The organism is Nonomuraea sp. NPDC051191 (genome assembly GCF_044455665.1).
Lineage (GTDB): Bacteria > Actinomycetota > Actinomycetes > Streptosporangiales > Streptosporangiaceae > Nonomuraea.
Window position 1 is genome coordinate 182,114 of record NZ_JBITEZ010000008.1, and the last position, 15,875, is coordinate 197,988.

Annotated in this window: 11 protein-coding genes; 7 read left to right on the forward strand and 4 right to left on the reverse strand. The window is 71.6% G+C overall.

The features are described from left to right. Positions 1 to 5: 5 nt before the first annotated feature. Positions 6 to 1,286 (forward strand): hypothetical protein, encoded by a 1,281-nt coding sequence (locus ACIA8R_RS24325; RefSeq protein WP_397040505.1) that lies wholly within the window; start codon positions 6 to 8, stop codon positions 1,284 to 1,286. A gap of 140 nt (positions 1,287 to 1,426) precedes the next feature. Here the strand turns inward: ACIA8R_RS24325 and ACIA8R_RS24330 are convergent, their stop codons facing one another. Further along, positions 1,427 to 2,347: a M23 family metallopeptidase gene (locus ACIA8R_RS24330; RefSeq protein ID WP_397040507.1), complete on the reverse strand. Its 921-nt coding sequence runs from the start codon at positions 2,345 to 2,347 to the stop codon at positions 1,427 to 1,429. Between the two features lie 130 nt (positions 2,348 to 2,477). On the opposite strand from ACIA8R_RS24330, the gene ACIA8R_RS24335 reads away from it, so the two are divergent. Then, positions 2,478 to 3,557 carry a hypothetical protein gene (locus ACIA8R_RS24335; RefSeq protein WP_397040509.1) on the forward strand — a complete coding sequence of 360 codons (1,080 nt, stop codon included), beginning with the start codon at positions 2,478 to 2,480 and terminating at the stop codon, positions 3,555 to 3,557. 13 nt (positions 3,558 to 3,570) lie between these two features. Further along, complete coding sequence (locus tag ACIA8R_RS24340) at positions 3,571 to 4,308, forward strand: hypothetical protein (protein WP_357702531.1); 738 nt, start codon at positions 3,571 to 3,573, stop codon at positions 4,306 to 4,308. A 91-nt stretch (positions 4,309 to 4,399) separates the two neighbouring features. Here the strand turns inward: ACIA8R_RS24340 and eccB are convergent, their stop codons facing one another. Then, positions 4,400 to 5,803, reverse strand: coding sequence for a type VII secretion protein EccB (gene eccB / locus ACIA8R_RS24345; protein ID WP_364086257.1), 1,404 nt, complete (start codon positions 5,801 to 5,803; stop codon positions 4,400 to 4,402). Between the two features lie 55 nt (positions 5,804 to 5,858). Then, entirely contained in the window at positions 5,859 to 7,481 is a 1,623-nt protein-coding gene (locus tag ACIA8R_RS24350) for an alpha/beta hydrolase (protein WP_397040512.1), read from the reverse strand. A 79-nt stretch (positions 7,482 to 7,560) separates the two neighbouring features. Here ACIA8R_RS24350 and ACIA8R_RS24355 point away from each other — a divergent pair, with 79 nt between their 5' ends. Then, positions 7,561 to 8,124, forward strand: a complete 564-nt coding sequence (locus ACIA8R_RS24355) for a helix-turn-helix domain-containing protein (RefSeq protein WP_357702537.1) — start codon at positions 7,561 to 7,563, stop codon at positions 8,122 to 8,124. A 30-nt stretch (positions 8,125 to 8,154) separates the two neighbouring features. Here ACIA8R_RS24355 and ACIA8R_RS24360 read toward each other — a convergent pair whose 3' ends face one another. Further along, the gene (locus ACIA8R_RS24360) at positions 8,155 to 12,840 is read right to left on the reverse strand and encodes an FtsK/SpoIIIE domain-containing protein (protein WP_397040514.1); all 4,686 of its coding nucleotides are present in this window, start codon (positions 12,838 to 12,840) and stop codon (positions 8,155 to 8,157) included. 349 nt (positions 12,841 to 13,189) lie between these two features. Between ACIA8R_RS24360 and ACIA8R_RS24365 the strand changes: the two genes are divergently transcribed. The 3 genes from ACIA8R_RS24365 to ACIA8R_RS24375 are packed head-to-tail and all read left to right on the forward strand — an operon-like array spanning position 13,190 to position 15,874. Next, positions 13,190 to 13,864: a hypothetical protein gene (locus ACIA8R_RS24365; RefSeq protein WP_397040516.1), complete on the forward strand. Its 675-nt coding sequence runs from the start codon at positions 13,190 to 13,192 to the stop codon at positions 13,862 to 13,864. A 1-nt stretch (position 13,865) separates the two neighbouring features. Beyond that, positions 13,866 to 14,582 (forward strand): hypothetical protein, encoded by a 717-nt coding sequence (locus ACIA8R_RS24370; RefSeq protein ID WP_352361875.1) that lies wholly within the window; start codon positions 13,866 to 13,868, stop codon positions 14,580 to 14,582. Beyond that, positions 14,579 to 15,874 (forward strand): ATPase, T2SS/T4P/T4SS family, encoded by a 1,296-nt coding sequence (locus ACIA8R_RS24375; RefSeq protein WP_364086266.1) that lies wholly within the window; start codon positions 14,579 to 14,581, stop codon positions 15,872 to 15,874. Before ACIA8R_RS24370 ends, ACIA8R_RS24375 begins: the two co-directional genes overlap by 4 nt. Position 15,875 lies beyond the last annotated feature (1 nt).

The following is a 15,875-nucleotide window of genomic DNA, read 5'->3' on the forward strand; positions in this document are numbered from 1 at the left end:
CAGCCATGGCCGAGCCCAAGAAGCAGACGTTCAAGCTCGTCTACAACACCGGCCCCGTCGACACCTCCACCCCGGACGTGTCGTTCATGGGCAGCATGTTCACGGACACGCTCTCGAAGGTCAGGGACTGGATCGACGCCACCGACCCGGGTTCGGTGAAGCTGGCCGGTCTCTACTACTCGCACGCCGAGGCGTTGCTGAACGGGTTCGCCGGCGATCTGAAGACCAAGGCGGCCGAGCTGGCCAAGAACTACACGGGCCCGGCCGCCGTCGAGACGCAGAAGCAGCTCCAGACGCTGCACGCCAGCGTGCGCGAGCTGGCCAGGAAGCTCGGCGAGATGGGCCGGCCCCTCCAGGGGTACGGCGAGACGCTGCACTGGGCGCAGGCCAACGTGGTCGAGTCGATGGACCACGACTCGCGCACGGACCGCGACGTGGACTGGGCCGGACGGGTGCCGTTCTACCGGCTCTACCGGGGGGACAAGCGGGCCGTCGAGCACCTCAAGAAGGTCAACGAGCGCATCGTCGAGCACTACAAGCAGCTGCCCGCCGAGATCCAGACCGCGCTGCCCGACCCGAGCGTCCCCGAGCTGCCGGACTTCAACAACGGCGGCGGTGGCGTGCCCGGTCCGGACCTGAACGGCGACGGCCTCCCGGACAAGTACCCCACGGCCTCGTTCGGCCCGAACGCGGTGCCCGGCGGGCCCGGGTACGTCGACGGCAAGCTGCCCGGCGACGGCGGAACGGGGACCTACCCGACGGTTCAGTACCCCGACGGCACCAGCGGCTCCGGCGCGAACGTCGGCGGCGTCCCGGGCTACGACGGCGGGGACAACCCGTACGGGGGCGCCGACTCCTCGGCCCTGAACGGCTCCTCGCTGGGCTCCGCGCCCAACGGGACGTCGCCCAACCTGTCCACCTCCCTGCCCCCGGGGTCGAACGACGGGACCACCAAGCTGGCCGGGTACGACCCGTCGTTGTCCGGCATGAACAACAGCGGCTACCCCACGTCCACGTCCACGACCGGCGGCTCGCCCTACGGCTCGGGAACGGGGTCCGGCGCGGGCGGCATGGGGACGGGGCAGGGGGGCGTCGCGGTCAACGCCGCCGCCATGCGCGGTGTGAACGGCGGCTCGGGCTTCGTCGCCCCGGGCATGATGGGCGGCGCGCCCGCCCGCGGCGGCGAGGGCGGCGAGAAGCACACCGACGAGAACACCACCTGGCTCGCCGAGGACGACGACGTGTGGGGCGGCCCGGAAGGCACCACGCCGAGCACCCTCGCCTGAGGCCCACCCTGCCCCCTCACCCGGCTCCGGCCCCCGGAGCCACCGCACCACGTTTCCGGCTCAGCCCTCGTGACCGGGCCGCCCGCGCTGATCGGGGTGGCGCCCGGAGGCGCCACCCCGATCACGGACGTGCGGTCGCGTCAGCCGCAGTGCTCGAAGGGGCTGTCGTACGCGGCCGAACCGACCGCGCCGCCCCACTTGACGCAGGTACGCGACGCCTTGGCCCGGACCGGACCGGCGTAGTACTGGTAGCTGCCCGCGTCGGTGGTCCGGGCCTTGCCCTTGACCTCCAGGTAGGCCCGCACGGCCGCCTTGCCGGAGCCGCTGTTGCGCAGCGTGGTGACGCAGTTCTGGCCAGTGGAGGCCGAGTACAGCAGCACGACGCGCCCCTGGCTGCCGAGCGGCGCGGAGCCGATCTGCTTGAAGCCGGCGCCGCAGACCTGCTCGGCCGAGTACGGGTTGCCGCTGCCGCCGCCGGTGGGCTTGCCCGGGTTGCCGGGGGCGGGCGTGCCGCCGCCGCCGCAGTTCTTCGACGTCAGCGTCTGGTGGCTGTAGCCGAAGGTGGAGCCGTTGAACTTGGCCGCCACGATCGAGCCGGACGACGTGCGCTGCTCGTAATGCAGGTGGGCGATGATGCCCTTGTACTTGGCCGAGGTGTTGCCGACCTGGCCGATCTGCTGCCCCTGGGCGACGTTCGCGCCCGCGGAGACCGCCCGCGACTTCATGTGGGCGTACAACGAGACGCTGCCGTCGGCGTGCCGGATCTTGACCACGTTGCCGAAGCCGTCGGTGGTCCGGTACTCCGACATGATCACCTTGCCGGCCGCCGAGGCCACCACGGTACGGCCGAGGTCGGCGTTTCCGTCGTTGTACCTGCCGTTGAAGTCGATCTCGTAGCCGGCGGTGTGCGCGCTGCTGTCGTTGCTGTCGCCGGTCCAGGTCTCACCGCACGGGAAAGGAAGCTGGTGGACGACGGCAGCGCTGGCGTTGGCGGCGCTCGTGCCGGCGAAGGGCAGCGCGGCGATGCCGCACACGCCCACAATCAGGGTCTTGATCCGCATATGGGAAAGGCTGCCATCCTGATCGACGGCGAGTCTAGATCATTCGCAAAGTGTTCACGCTAAAAGTCGATATTTGTCGATATCGTAGCCAGGACTGTGCAAAACGCAGTTTTCGGACAGGGAGGGTCAGATGGGCGCAGGGGAGAACTCCGCCCCTAACCTGGGGCAATCCTCGGCGAGTGCCCTCGGCGGCGGCGTCACGATCCGGTTCACCGACAAGAAGATCAGCAAGCTGGGCAGCGACATCGCCGACCAGGAACCCAACATGGGCAAGATCGAGACGAACACGAAGGGGATCACCATCGAATCCCCCGGGTTCGGCATTGTCGGTCTCGGCCTCTCGTACGCCCACGAGCAGATCAAGGATGGCGCGAGCGGCACGGTCGCCATGGCGAGGACCGTCCTGAAGGACTACAAGACCGCGCTGGAGAAGCTCGAGAAGAACTACGAGAAGGCCGACAAGGACAACGACGGCCTGATCAACGAGATCGGCGACGACGGTCCCGGCGGCCCCGGCGGTCCGGGCGGTCCCGGCCCCATCGACACCAATCTGGGTGGCGGTGGCGGTATGCCGAAGATGGAAATGCCGGACAACAAGCTTCCGGACGACAAGTTGCCGGACAACAAGCTGCCCGACCAGAAGTTCCCCGACCAGAAGCTGCCGGACGACAAGTTCCCCGACCAGAAGCTCCCTGACCAGAAGCTGCCGGACAACAAGCTGCCCGACCAGAACCTCCCGAACTCCAACCTGCCCAACTCCAACCTGCCCGACCCCAACGCGGTGAACGCGAACCTCCCCAAGACGCCGTCCATCGAGGACCAGCTCAACCACAACACCGGCGTCCCGGACCTCAAGAACACCGTCCCGGACCCCTCGGCGACCAAGCTGTCCGGGTTCGACCCCACCGGTTTGAACTCCGCCATCCCCAGCACCGGCAACATGACCGGTATCCCGACCGACTACCCCACGTCCGGCGGCTACGGAAGCGGCTCCGCGGGCGGCGGGACCACGGCGGGGGCAGGCGCCGGCGCGGGCGGCCTGCGCGGCGCCGGCGCGGGCGGCATGTCGGGCATGCCCTTCATGCCCATGTCGGGCGGCGCGGCCGGCAACGAGCAGAACCGCGATCGGGACAAGGCGGAGTACGTACGCGGCGACGAGAACGACTGGCTCGACGACATGGACATCGCACCGCCGGTCCTCGGCGAGTGAGAAGGGGAACGACATGGCATACGAAGCGGATCGTTATCTCATCCTCGCCGCGGCCGGTGTGACGAGCGCGAACGCGGCGGTGCTCTTCGAGTATCCGGTGGCCAGGAACGTCGCGATGTTGGTCATCTCCCTCGTCTCGCACCCCGAAACCCTGATGAAGGCGGCCAAGGACTGGGCCTCGATGGACTTCGAGGCCGTGGCCAGGGACGTCGCGAAGCTCTCCGAGGAGATCGCCACCAAGGAGTACTGGACGGGGCCGGCCTGGGAGGTGTTCAAGGACTCCGCGCACGCCTTCGCCAAGCAGGTGGAGGCGTCGTCGACCTACTTCAAGAGCGTCTCCGGCGGCATGGACACGATCGGCACGCTCTACCACTACGCCGTCTACGTCGCCTGCCTGGCGGCCACCATCACGACGGCCCTCGCCGTGGCGAAATGGATGACCTTCATCGTCCCCGTCTTCGCCGCGGTGGTGCTGCGGGGGCAGATCAACGGCATGCTGATCGCGCTCGGCCAGATCCTCAGAGGCGTCGTCGGCAAGAACGTCAAGTCCGCCGCGATGCTCGCCGGCATCCTGGCCACCGTGAACGGCATGTGCGCCATGATGACCCAGTCCATCGACAAGGGCCGTCCCAAGGCCGACTTCGCCCCCAGCGACCTGGAGTACGTCGACAGGGGGAGCGACAGTGTCGGCACTCTTCAGCGGAAGAACGGCGGAATGCCGAGCATGAACCTGGGCGGCGGCCTCATCTAGCCCCTGCTCATCCCGCCCGGCGGCCCATGCGCCGCCGGGCGCCCGGCCGGGGTGCCCGGCCGCCTGTGCGCGCCGCCGGGCCGGGCTGTGCTTACTGGGCCGTCACCTGTACCGGCGAGCGCGCCGCCGTCGGGTCGAGCGCCGGGCCCTCCGGGATCAGGTGGACGAGGTTGTAGGGGACCGGCGCGACGTCCTCGGCGCCGTACCCCAGCTTGTTGATCTGGTCCCCGGACTGCAGCGGGAACTTCCTGCCCTGGTCGGTGAGCAGGAAGTAGGTCTGCACGAACGCCTTCTGGCCGTCACCCGGCAGCAGGCCGCCCAGCGCGGCCCCTCCGGCGGGCAGCAGCACCTGGTCGAAGTGCTCCTGGTCGCCCCGGGCGGTGGGCACGGGGATGGCCATCGTCGCGCCGACCGTGATCTTCGCCTGCGCCGAGCCGTTCTGGGTGTCGGCGTACACCGCGCACAGCGCCGCGGCGGAGGTGACCGTCTTCGGCAGGCTCGTCGGCAGGCCGCCGACCGTGAGGTTCTGGCGGGAGGTCCTGCCGTTAGCGGTGGCCGCGTCGATCTCGATCGGGACGGCGGCGCGCCTGCCGTACGCGGTCTTGGTCCTGGGGTCGGCGAGCAGCAGCGTGGCCTGGGTGAGGTTGACGGGGGCGAGCCCGTCGGCGAGCAGCACGTACCAGCGGTCGGGGGCCCCGCCCATGCCCTTCACGGTGTAGACCTGACCGACCGCGCCCTTCCCGCCTGCGGGGGCGACGGCGCGCCGGCCCAGGCCGGTGATCCCCGGCGGCATGAGGTCGGGGCCGGGGGGAATGGCGTTGATCCAGGTCGAGGGCACTTTTCTGGGATGCGCGTTGAGCGCGCGCACGCCGGTGTCGGACACCTTCATACGGTGGTCGTTCCAGATCACCCAGCCCTGCTGGCCGTCCGTGACGACCAGCGCGTCGCCGCCCACGGGTGTGCCGCCGACGTCCTGGCCGCCCACCAGCGTGACGTACGGTCCCCGCACCCCCGCCTGGGTCGGCTCGGTCACGCAGGCCGACCACGGGCCCTTGATCAGCTTCTCGCGGGCCGGAAGGCTGTCCGGCGCCCCCGCGATGCCCACCAGCGGCCCGCGTGGCAGCGTCGCCAGCGAGGCGGCGGAGACGTTGCGCACCTTGAAGTCGGTCGCGTCGAGCAGCAGCAGCGCCGAGACGTAGTTGGCGGTCGGCAGCAGCCGCGCCTGCTCCTGGCTGTAGACGTAGGTGGCGCCTGTCTCCTCCTCGACCAGGAGCTGCCCCGCCTCGGTCAGGTTCGTCGCCCCGCCCGGCTTGAGCAGCCCCCAGATCCCGAACACCGCCGCGATGAGCACGCCGACGAGCACGCCGCAGAACATCGCCACGTTGTGCCGCCGCATGGGCGTCTCCGGCACATCGGGCTCAGCCTGCAGCAACGCCATGCCCAGGCGCTGCTGCATCAGCCGATGAGCCTGGTAGAGGTCCTTCCGGGTCTGCATCTCACCTCTCCCGTATCGCAGGGATCAGCATAGAACGCTCTTGTGTCATGAACCCCTACGGAAGCAGCAAACCCCAATAGAACGCCCACGGAACGAAGGCCACGCCCGCCGCGACGAGCAGGCCCAGGCGTACCCGCTCGCCGGTCGCGCGCTCCTGCCGCCACCTGCGCGCGGCGAGCGCCGTCGCCACGACGGTGGCCACCGCCAGGGCCTGGAGCACCAGCCAGAGGAGCGGCCTGCCGAGGATCATCGGCCCCGGCGCGGCCAGTTTCCCGCCGGTCGAGATCAGGTAGAACAGGTACGCGAACCCGCCGAGCGCCACCGCCGGCCCACCGGCACTGACCACCCGAGCCGCCCCCAGACCCCTCCCAGGTGCGCCGTACCCCACGCCGCGTCTCTGCCCAGGTGTGCCGTGCGCCGGGTCGCCGCCGCGCCTCCGGATCCTGCGGACCACGGCGACCAGCGGATACCCGGCGAACCCCACGAGGAACAGCGCCAGCGCCACCGACTGCGTGAAAGCCGACTCCCACCACGCGGGAGGCGGCACCCCGACGGAGTCGCTCGCCTGGACGGGCTCCGGCCCCGACACCTCCGCGACCGGAGCCCGCCCCGAGACCGCCTTCGCCACCCAGCTCCCCACCAGCTCGGCGTAGCCGGGAGCGAGCTCGGGCGACCGCGTGACGCCGCCGTCCGGGGTCAGGTGCGCCGCGTGATCGGCCCCCTCGAAGAACCGGAACGTGTACCGCCTGTTGCCCCCCTTCTCCAACGCCGCGCGGAACACGGGCGGCGTCTCCCGGGGCGGGGTCAGCAGGTCGTGCACCCCCCAGATCGCCAGCACCGGCTGCCGCAGCCGGGCCAGGACCGCCTCGGAGTCGTAGTAGGGCTCCGGGAACATGCCGCCGTCCGCGATCGCCCGGTACAGCTTCGGCTCGGCCTGATCGACGAGCGACCCGGCGACCCCCGCCTTGCGCAACCCGGCCGCCACAGCCCACGTCTGCTGCCGCAACGGCTGTAGCGCGTTGGCCCCGACCACCACCACGAACGCGATCTCCTTGGACTTCGAGGCGGCCAGCGGCGCGACCCACCCGCCTTCGCTGAGCCCCCAGATGCCGACCTTGCCGGGATCGACCCCCGGCTCCTTCCGCAGGGTCGCGACCGCGCCGAGCGCGTCCTCGGCGAGCTGCGCGTACGACCGCTGGAACAGCGAGTACCCCTCCGAGCGCTTGTCGTAGACCAGCACCGACAGGCCCTGCCGGGCGAAGGCGACGGCCTCGCCCAGCAGCTTCTCGCGGGGCGTGCCCGTCCCCGCGCCATGCACGAGCACGACCCCGGCCCGCCCGCCCGTGCCGTTGCCGCTCTGACCCGCCTGCCCGCCCGTGCCCTGGGCCGGGGACGTCGCGCCGCTGCCGGACGGGCTGATCACGCTGCCGCGCAGCTCCAGCCCACCGCTGCCGCGAAAGCTCACGTCGTGGACCGCCAGGTCACCGGGCACCGCCGGCCCCGCACGATCGACCAGGACCGATCCGGCTCCCACGGTCCGCCCGGCGACGGTCGTCCCGGCCTTGGGGAAGAGGTCAACGGTGGCGGCCCGAGCCAGTCCGGGCGTGTTCAGCCATAACAGGACACCGGCGACGGCACTGAGGAAGACGGCGACGGTGGCCGTGAGGATTCTCCGCATGCCGCCGACGTTAGTCTGCAGAGAGTTCTCGGCAAAGAGATGTCTGCAGATATCGTTCTCAAGGACTAGCCTGCTCCTCATGAAGGATGACGAGCCCCTGGTGCTCCACGACCCCGACCGGCTCAAGGCACTGGCCCATCCCATGCGCCGCCGCATGCTGACCCACCTGAACATCCACGGCCCCGCCACCTCCACCACCCTCGGCGAACTGCTCGGCGCGAAGACCGGCACCACCAGCTACCACCTGCGCCAACTGGAGAAGTACGGCTTCATCGAGGAGATCCCCGAACGCTCCTCCGGCCGCGAACGCTGGTGGCGCCGCGCCCAGCTCCCCAGGGACATCCGCCTCCCCGATCCGGGCGAACTCGGGCCGGAGGAGCAGGCCGTCCTGATCGAGTTCCACCGGATCGGGCTGGAGGAGGACCGCGCCCTGCTGGACCGCCTCCCCGCCGCCTTCCAGGCCGACCCCGACTGGGTCAAGGGCTCCCGAGGGCTCGCCCGCATGACCAAGGACGAGCTGAGGGAGTTCCACGACGCCTACGTGGCCCTGCTCCTGAAATACAGCCACCCGGCGGACGAAGCCCCACCCGACGCCCGCCCGCTGTACGTCCGCATGTACACCCTCCCGGCGGACGAGGACTGACCCCCGGCGCGGCCCGGAAGTGGGCAGTGGTCAGGGGGTGTCGGGGAGGGCCGTCTGGACAGGGGTGACGTTGCCGGTGGTGACCAGGAGGCCGCGCCCCGGAGGACCGCCGCCGGCCCCGCGAGGCAGCCGGATGCCGAACAGGTCGCCGTCGGTCGGGCCCTGGACCGACAGGAGCACCCCCGTACGGGACTTGCGCGTCTCGGCCACGAACCCGCGGTAGACGACCGCCAGATCCCCGGTGGCACCGGCGATCAGCAGGCCGTGATCGCCGTCCCGGCCGGAGCGCAGCACCTCCTCCAAGGCGGTTCCCAGTGGTGAGTCCGGGTTGACCAGCTCGGCGTCGTCCACCACCACGACGTACTGGCTCAGGTCTGCGACCAGTTCGGGCAGGTTCGTGGCGTTCCCGTCGAGCACGGCCACGGCGTCCGCCAGCTCGCGCAGCGGGCTCCGCCTGGGCGCGACGGCGATGACCGGCGTGCCCGCGGCGACGAGCGACCGCGCGGCCGTCACCAGCACGGACGACCGCCCCGAACGCGACGGCCCCGCGACCACCGCGCCCGGTCCGTGGGCCAGCAGGTCGAAACCGAGCGGGGTGAGCGCGTCCCCACCCGCGCCGACCAGCGCCCACAGCGGTGACGGCGGCGTGAACGCGGGATCGAGGTCCATCGTCTGGGAGGCGGTGATCCGCATCGGGAGCGCGTCGACGCGCAGCGGCCGCTCGCCCTCCCGGCCTCGGCCGTCGAGCCCCGCGGACTGCGGGCTCGCGGAGCGGGCCAGGGCCTGGAGGGCGGCGACCTGGGCCGGGCCCGCGGGATCGGCGGACAGGAGGGCGATGTGGTGTTCGGTGATGCCGTGCTCGCCCAGCGACAGGGCGCGTCCCGGAGGCATGGACGCGGGCAGGCCCTTGAGCGGGAAACCGGCCAAGCCGTAGTCGGACGGGTCGGCCAGACGCAGGAGAAGGCGGTCGTCGAAGACCGTCGAGACCTGGCCGAGCAGGCCCGACCGGTCGCTGGTGACCACCGCCCGCAACCCCACCGCCGGGCCCTCGCGCAGGAGCTGGAGCAGGGCTTCGATCAGACGTCCGTAGTCGTAGCTCTCGAACGCGGCGACGAAGCCCTCCCAGCGGTCGAGCATGAGCACCAGCCAGGGCAGGCGGTGCCCGGCCTGGCGGTATTCGGCCAGCGAGGCGTGGCCCGCCTCGGCCAGGAGCTGCTGGCGGCGGCCCACCTCGGCGCGCAGGCGGCCGAGCAGGCGCTCGACCCGTTCGATCTGGTCGCGGGTGACGACGGCCCCGCAGTGAGGCATCGCCATGACGGGCAGCAGCGCGCCCGAGCCGCAGTCGATGGCATGGACGTGCACGTCGGCGGGCGACGTCCGGGCCGCGATCGCGCCCGCGATCGTGCGCAACGCCGTCGAACGGCCGCTGCGGGGGGCGCCCGCGATCAGCAGATGGCCTCCGTTGGCCAGGTCGAGCGCCAGCGGGCACCGATCCTGCCGCCACGGACGATCGGTCACCCCGAACGCCAACGCCCCCACCTCGGAGAACCCCTCGGCCGCGCCTTCCGGTGACATGGGCTCGCCGAGCGGCGGCGGGCCGGTGGGGGGCAGGTCGAGGACCAGCTGGGTGGGCAGAGGGTCCAGCCACGGGCTCGGCTGGGCCGGGACGCCCGCCAACCGGGCGGCCTCGATGAGCGCGTCGGCCACCAGCCCGAGGTCGGTGCCCGCCGCCTCCTCCTCCGGCTCCGGAGGCGGCGGCAGGGCCCTGCCGAGCGAACGCCAGTCGACCTCCAGCACGCGCACGCGCCGGGCCGGGCCACCGGCGGACGGCGTGCGGGCGGGGCTGCGCCCGCCGACCCGGGCCGTCTGGACGGCGATCGCCGCCCCCGCCCCCGACCGCACGTAACACCGCCCAGGGGTGGACTTGGAGATCGCGGCCGCGTCGGGAAGGTCGATGACGTCGGTGGACTCGGCCGGCTCGGTCACCCGCAGCGCGATCCGCAGCGACGTGTTGGCCTGGATGTCGGCCGTGACCACGCCGGCCGGCCGCTGGGTGGCCAGGATCAGGTGGATGCCCAGCGAACGGCCGCGCCGCGCGATGTCCACCAGGCCGGCCACGAAGTCGGGCAGCTCGGCCACCAGCGCGGCGAACTCGTCGATGATCAGCACCAGGCGCGGCAGGGGCGCCTCGCCGGCGTAGTCGTCGATGTCCTTCGCGCCCGCCGCCAGCAGCAGGTGCTCCCTGCGCCGGATCTCGGCCGCCAGCGAGTCGAGAGCCCGCTGGGTCAGGTGCCCGTCGAGGTCGCTGACCATGCCGACCGTGTGCGGCAGGCGTACGCACTCCTTGAAGGCGGCCCCGCCCTTGTAGTCGATCAGCACGAACGTGAGCTGGTCGGGCCGGTTGGCCACCGCCAGCGAGCAGATCAGGGTCTGGAGCAGCTCGGACTTGCCCGCGCCGGTGGTGCCGGCGATCAGCCCGTGGGGGCCGTCGAACTTGAGGTCGACCGAGAACGGGCCGTCGGGGCCGACGCCGATCAGCGCCTGGGTCGTGCCGTGGGCCCGCCACCGGCTCGCCAGCTCCTTGCCGGCGGGCTCGGGCATGCCCATCAGGTCGAGCAGGCGCACGGCTCCGGGCAGGTTGCCCGCCGGATCGTCCCTGCTCACGTCGCGGATCGGGGACAGGGCCCTGGCCAGCCGGTCGCACCAGGCGGACGAGACCAGGTCGCCCAGCACCGGCCCGATCACGTCGAGACCTCCGCCGAGCAGGCGGACGAGGCCGTCGGAGCCGCACGCCGCCACCGTCTGGCACTCCTCGGGCAGCAGCCGCTGGTCGTCGTCGATGGCCAGGGTGAACACCCCGGTACGGGGGCCCTGCCGCAGGACCTGGGGCATGTTGGGCAGGCCGCGCAGGATCTGGGCGCCGTCGAGGATCACCAGCACGTCATGGGGACGCACGTCGTAGGAGGAGAAGCTGGGCTTCTCGGGACCGCCCAGATCGTCCCAGCCTGTGGGGATCTTGCCGAACTCGGGGATGGCGGTGTTCTGGCGTTCGTCGATGAGCGCGGCCAGCTCGGCGACGCGGCGGGCGGCCGACTCCGGGTCGGTGCCGACCAGGGCCACGCAGTCGTCGCCGGAACGCGGGGCGCAGTGCGGCAGCCAGCGTGTCCAGCCCCAGCGGCGTTCGCCGTCGGCGCGCGCGGACACGACCACGATGGCCAGGTCGCGCGGGCTGTGCAGGGTGGCGGCCTGGGCGATCAGCCAGCCGGCCAGGCTGGTCGCGGCCTCACGGGGGCCGGTGACGCCCGCGACGCCGAGCCGGCGCATGGCCAGCGCGACCGGCACGGCCCGGCAGAGCGGCGGGTCGATGGGGCCGCCCTGCTCCTCCGACAGGTCGAGGTTGGCGGGCAGGTCGGCGAGGCCGACGCGCAGCCGCAACGAGTCGGCGTCGTGGATCCTGCGCTCCCACAGCCGCCTGCGCGGCCCGGTGGCGGTGAGCAGGACCTGGGCCGGGTCGGGCGCGTCGGACCGGCGCGCGGCCTCGTCGGCGACCCTGGCCTGCTCGACCTCCTCGTCGTAGGCCCGGACCCGTTCGCCGAACTCCTTGAGCGCCTGCTTGTGCTTCTTCCTGCCGTGGCGGCGGTCGCTGACCCACTGGCCGATCATGATGATCGGCGTCATCAGGGCGACGAGCAGGTAATAGGGGGCGCGCAGGGCGAAGGCCAGCGTCACGCCGAGCACGGCGGGCAGGAGGGCGGCCAGCAACTGCAGCCGCATGCCCTCGGCCCTGGTCGGCTCCTTGGGCTTGACGAACTTGCGCGCGGGCTCCGGACGGCGCAACCTGGGCGGCCGGTTGTAGGCGAGGCCGCCCTCGCTCCTGGGGGCGAGGTGGGCGTCCTTCGGCTCGATCGAGGTCAGCACGAACACCGACGATCCGCAGGTCAGGACCGCCTGGTCGGGCCACTCGGCGGGCTCGGTGAGCGCCCTGCCGTCGAGCTCGGGAGTCTCGCCCTGTTCGGCGGCGAGCTCGTCCGCCTCCCGCTCGGCGACCCGCGCGGTCAGCTCGGCGACCTCCTCGGCCCACCGCCCCTTGAGCTTGAGCCTGGAGGTCTGCCCGGGGCCCTGTCTGGACGCCCGCTCGACGGTGATCGCGTCGGGCGTCACGCGCACGGCGACGGCCTCGGCGGCCAGGAGGGGGTCGGCGACCGCCATCGCGCACGTCGCGTCGGATCCGATGACGTGCACGCCCAGCCCCAGGCGGTGGACAGTGCCCGCCGCCGGGCCGCCGATCACGCGGACCTCGGCCACCCCGCCGGGCTCCTCGACGACGGTGGCGCGGGCCAGGCGCGGGTCGAGCGTGACCTTGTCACCGTCGCGCAGGACGGCCGCCGCCACGGCACGCGGATCAAGGGGACGCCCGTCGCGCCAGAGCAGGGCGCCGGAGTCACCGGGCACGCCGGCGGGGGCGTCGAGCCGGTCGGGGACGCGCGGACGGGGGATGCGCGCCTCGACCCGGCCCCGGCCCCGCACCTTGGCCTCAGCCTCGGCCTCGGGCGACAGGCCGTAGGGCGCGCGTGTCCTCGGCAGGTGGACGACCTTCGCCATGGACGTGCGCCCGCTCAGCGCCTCGGTCACCCCGGCCACCGTGGCGCCGTCGTCGCCGTCGATCACCACGTCACGGTCGCCCTGCTCGCCGAGCACGGTGAGCATGATCCGCATGTGCCGTCTCCTCGCTCGACCTCGGGCGCCAAGGTAGCGCCAGAAGCGAGAGTAGGCGTCCCGGTTGACGCCAACGGCATGAGAACGCGTTCCTGTGGATAACTCGCCCGCCCACACAGGAGCAATTCTGATAAACCTGGGACCAGCGTGACCGAAGATAAAATTGTGACTACCATGCCGATAAATCGGTATTCGTCAACTTGGTAGAGACAATAGGCATCGATTGTTCCGGGTTGACATCACGCCACCTGCGAAACAAGCATGGGTCCTCGCATTCCGCCCACGCCTCACCCGGGCGCCCCACATAATGGGCGTGAATTCCGCATTTCACAATGGGAGCCCCCCACCCATGAGGACCAGTGAAAAACCTGTCGCCGACAACGCGGCGGTGTTGTCCGGCCCGGCCTCGCGCAAGCTCCCCGTGCCCCCACGCGAACGCAAGCCGGCCCTCGCCGCGCTGGCCGTCCTGCTCATTCTCGGCGGCGCGCTGGCCACCACGCTGCTCGTCCTGCGCAGCGGCGACCGCGTCTCCGCCATCAGGATCACCCAGCAGGTCGGCGCAGGCCAGAAGTTCGTGGACGGCATGCTCGAAGAGGTGAAGATCGCCTCGGACACGGGTGTCGACTACGTCCCCTGGTCCCGTCGGGGCGAGGTGACCAAGAGCTTCGCGGCGGTCACGATCCTGCCGGGCACCCTGCTGACCAACCGGATGGGCAGCAAGGCCAGCGACGAGCTCGGCCCGGGGAAGGCCACCGTCGGCCTCGCCCTCAAACCCGGCCAAATGCCCGCCGGAATTGAACAGGGCGACCGCGTCCAGGTGGTGTACGTGCCGAACCGTACGGCTCAGGGGCAAAGCCGCGTGCTCGCCGAGAGCGCGCTCGTGTTCAGCACGGGCGACAAGAGCAGAACCGGCGGTAATTCCGGGCAGATCACCGTGATCGTTGATTCGTCCGACTCGCCACAAATACTCGCCTACGCCTCCAGCGGAGAGATCGCGGTGGCCGAGCTTCCGGGAGCGCGCTGACGTGGCGCTGATCGTTCTGGCCGCCGACAAGGGCGCGCCCGGCGTGACCACCGCGGCCACGGCCCTCGCGGCGGTGTGGCCGCGGCCCGTGCTGCTGGCCGAGTGCGACCCGGCCGGAGGCGACCTCGCCTACCGGCTGCCGGCCGCCGACGGCGGCGTGCTCAACCCGGGCAAGGGCCTGCTCACACTCGGCGCGACCGCCCGCAGGGGCCTCGAACCCGCCCAGATCCACCAGCACACGCAGAAGATCATCGGCGGGCTCGACGTGCTGGCCGGGCTGACGCACGGCGAGCAGGCGGCCGGGCTCACCTGGCTCTGGGGCCCGCTGGGCAGGTCGCTGGCCGCCATCCCCGACGCCGACGTGATCGCCGACTGCGGCCGGCTGGGCTCCCACCCCCAGATCGCCGACCTCCTGGCCGAGGCCGAGCAGGTGCTCCTGCTCACCAGAGCCACCCTCGACCACGTCGCCCACCTGCGCGAACGCCTTCAGATCACCAAGGCGCACGGCGTCGTCGTGATCGCCGACCCGCGCAACTACCGGGCCTCCATCGAGGACGTGCGCAGGATCGTCGGCCCCATCGTCCAGTTCGTCCACGGGCTGGCCCACGATCCCAAGGGCGCGGAGCTGCTGCGCGGCCAGTGGGGCGGCCGGCTCGACCGGTCCCTGCTGATCCGTACGGCCCGCGACCTGGCCGCGAGGCTGGTGAGCCACCGATGATCGACCACACGCTCGTCAAACGCTTCCGCCAGGAGGTCGGCGACCGGCTGGCCCACCAGCGCCGGATCGACCAGGCGAGCGGCGTCCCGCCGATGTCCGGCGAGGACGAGCGGCAGTTCGCCAGGGCGCTGATCTCGCAGGTGCTGGAGGAGCACGCGCGCAACGAGATCGGCCTCGGCCGCACGCCGCCCACCATCGAGGAGGAGGAGGGCCTGGCGGCCGGCATCCACGCCGCGCTGTTCGGCGTCGGCCGCCTCCAGCCGCTGCTCGACGACCCCGAGGTCGAGAACATCGACATCAACGGCTGCGACCGCGTGTTCGTCAGCTACGCCGACGGCCAGGAGATCATGCACGACCCGGTCGCCGAGTCCGACGACGAGCTGGTCGAGCTGATCCAGATCCTGGCGGCGTACTCGGGGCTGTCCAGCAGGCCGTTCGACACCGCCAATCCCCAGCTCGACCTGCGGCTGCCCGACGGCTCCCGGCTGAGCGCGGTGATGGACGTCACCGTGCGCCCGGCCGTGTCGATCCGCCGGTCCCGCCTCGGCAAGGTCTTCCTGTCCGACCTGACCGGCAACGGCACGATCAGCCCGGAGATCGGGAGGTTCCTGACGGCGGCCGTCGCCGCCCGCAAGAACCTCATGATCGCCGGGTCCACCAACGCCGGCAAGACCACCCTGCTGCGGGCGCTGGCCAACGAGATCCCGGCCACCGAGCGCCTGATCACCGTCGAACGCGCCCTGGAGCTGGGCCTCGACCAGTTCTCCGAGCTCCACCCCAACGTGGTCGCCTTCGAGCAGCGCCTGCCCAACTCCGAGGGCCAGGGCGAGATCTCCATGGCCGAGCTGGTCAGGCGCTCGCTGCGGATGAACCCCAGCCGCGTCATCGTCGGCGAGGTGCTGGGCGACGAGATCGTCACCATGCTCAACGCGATGACCCAGGGCAACGACGGCTCGCTGTCGACGATCCACGCCAACTCCAGCATGGAGGTCTTCAACCGCATCGCCACCTACGCCCTCCAGGCCGGCGAGCGCCTCCCCATCGACGCCACCCACATGCTCATCGCGGGCGCGATCGACTTCGTCGTCTTCATCGAGAAGCGCAACGACTACCACGTCGGCGGCACCCTGCGCCGCTACGTCTCCAGCATCCGCGAGGTCAACGGCTGCGACGGCCGCGTGCTGTCGAGCGAGGTGTTCGTGCCGGGCCCCGACGGCACGGCCGTGCCGCACGCGCCGGTCTCGTGCCTGGAGGAGCTCATCGCCCACGGCTACAACCCGGGAGGCTGGTGAG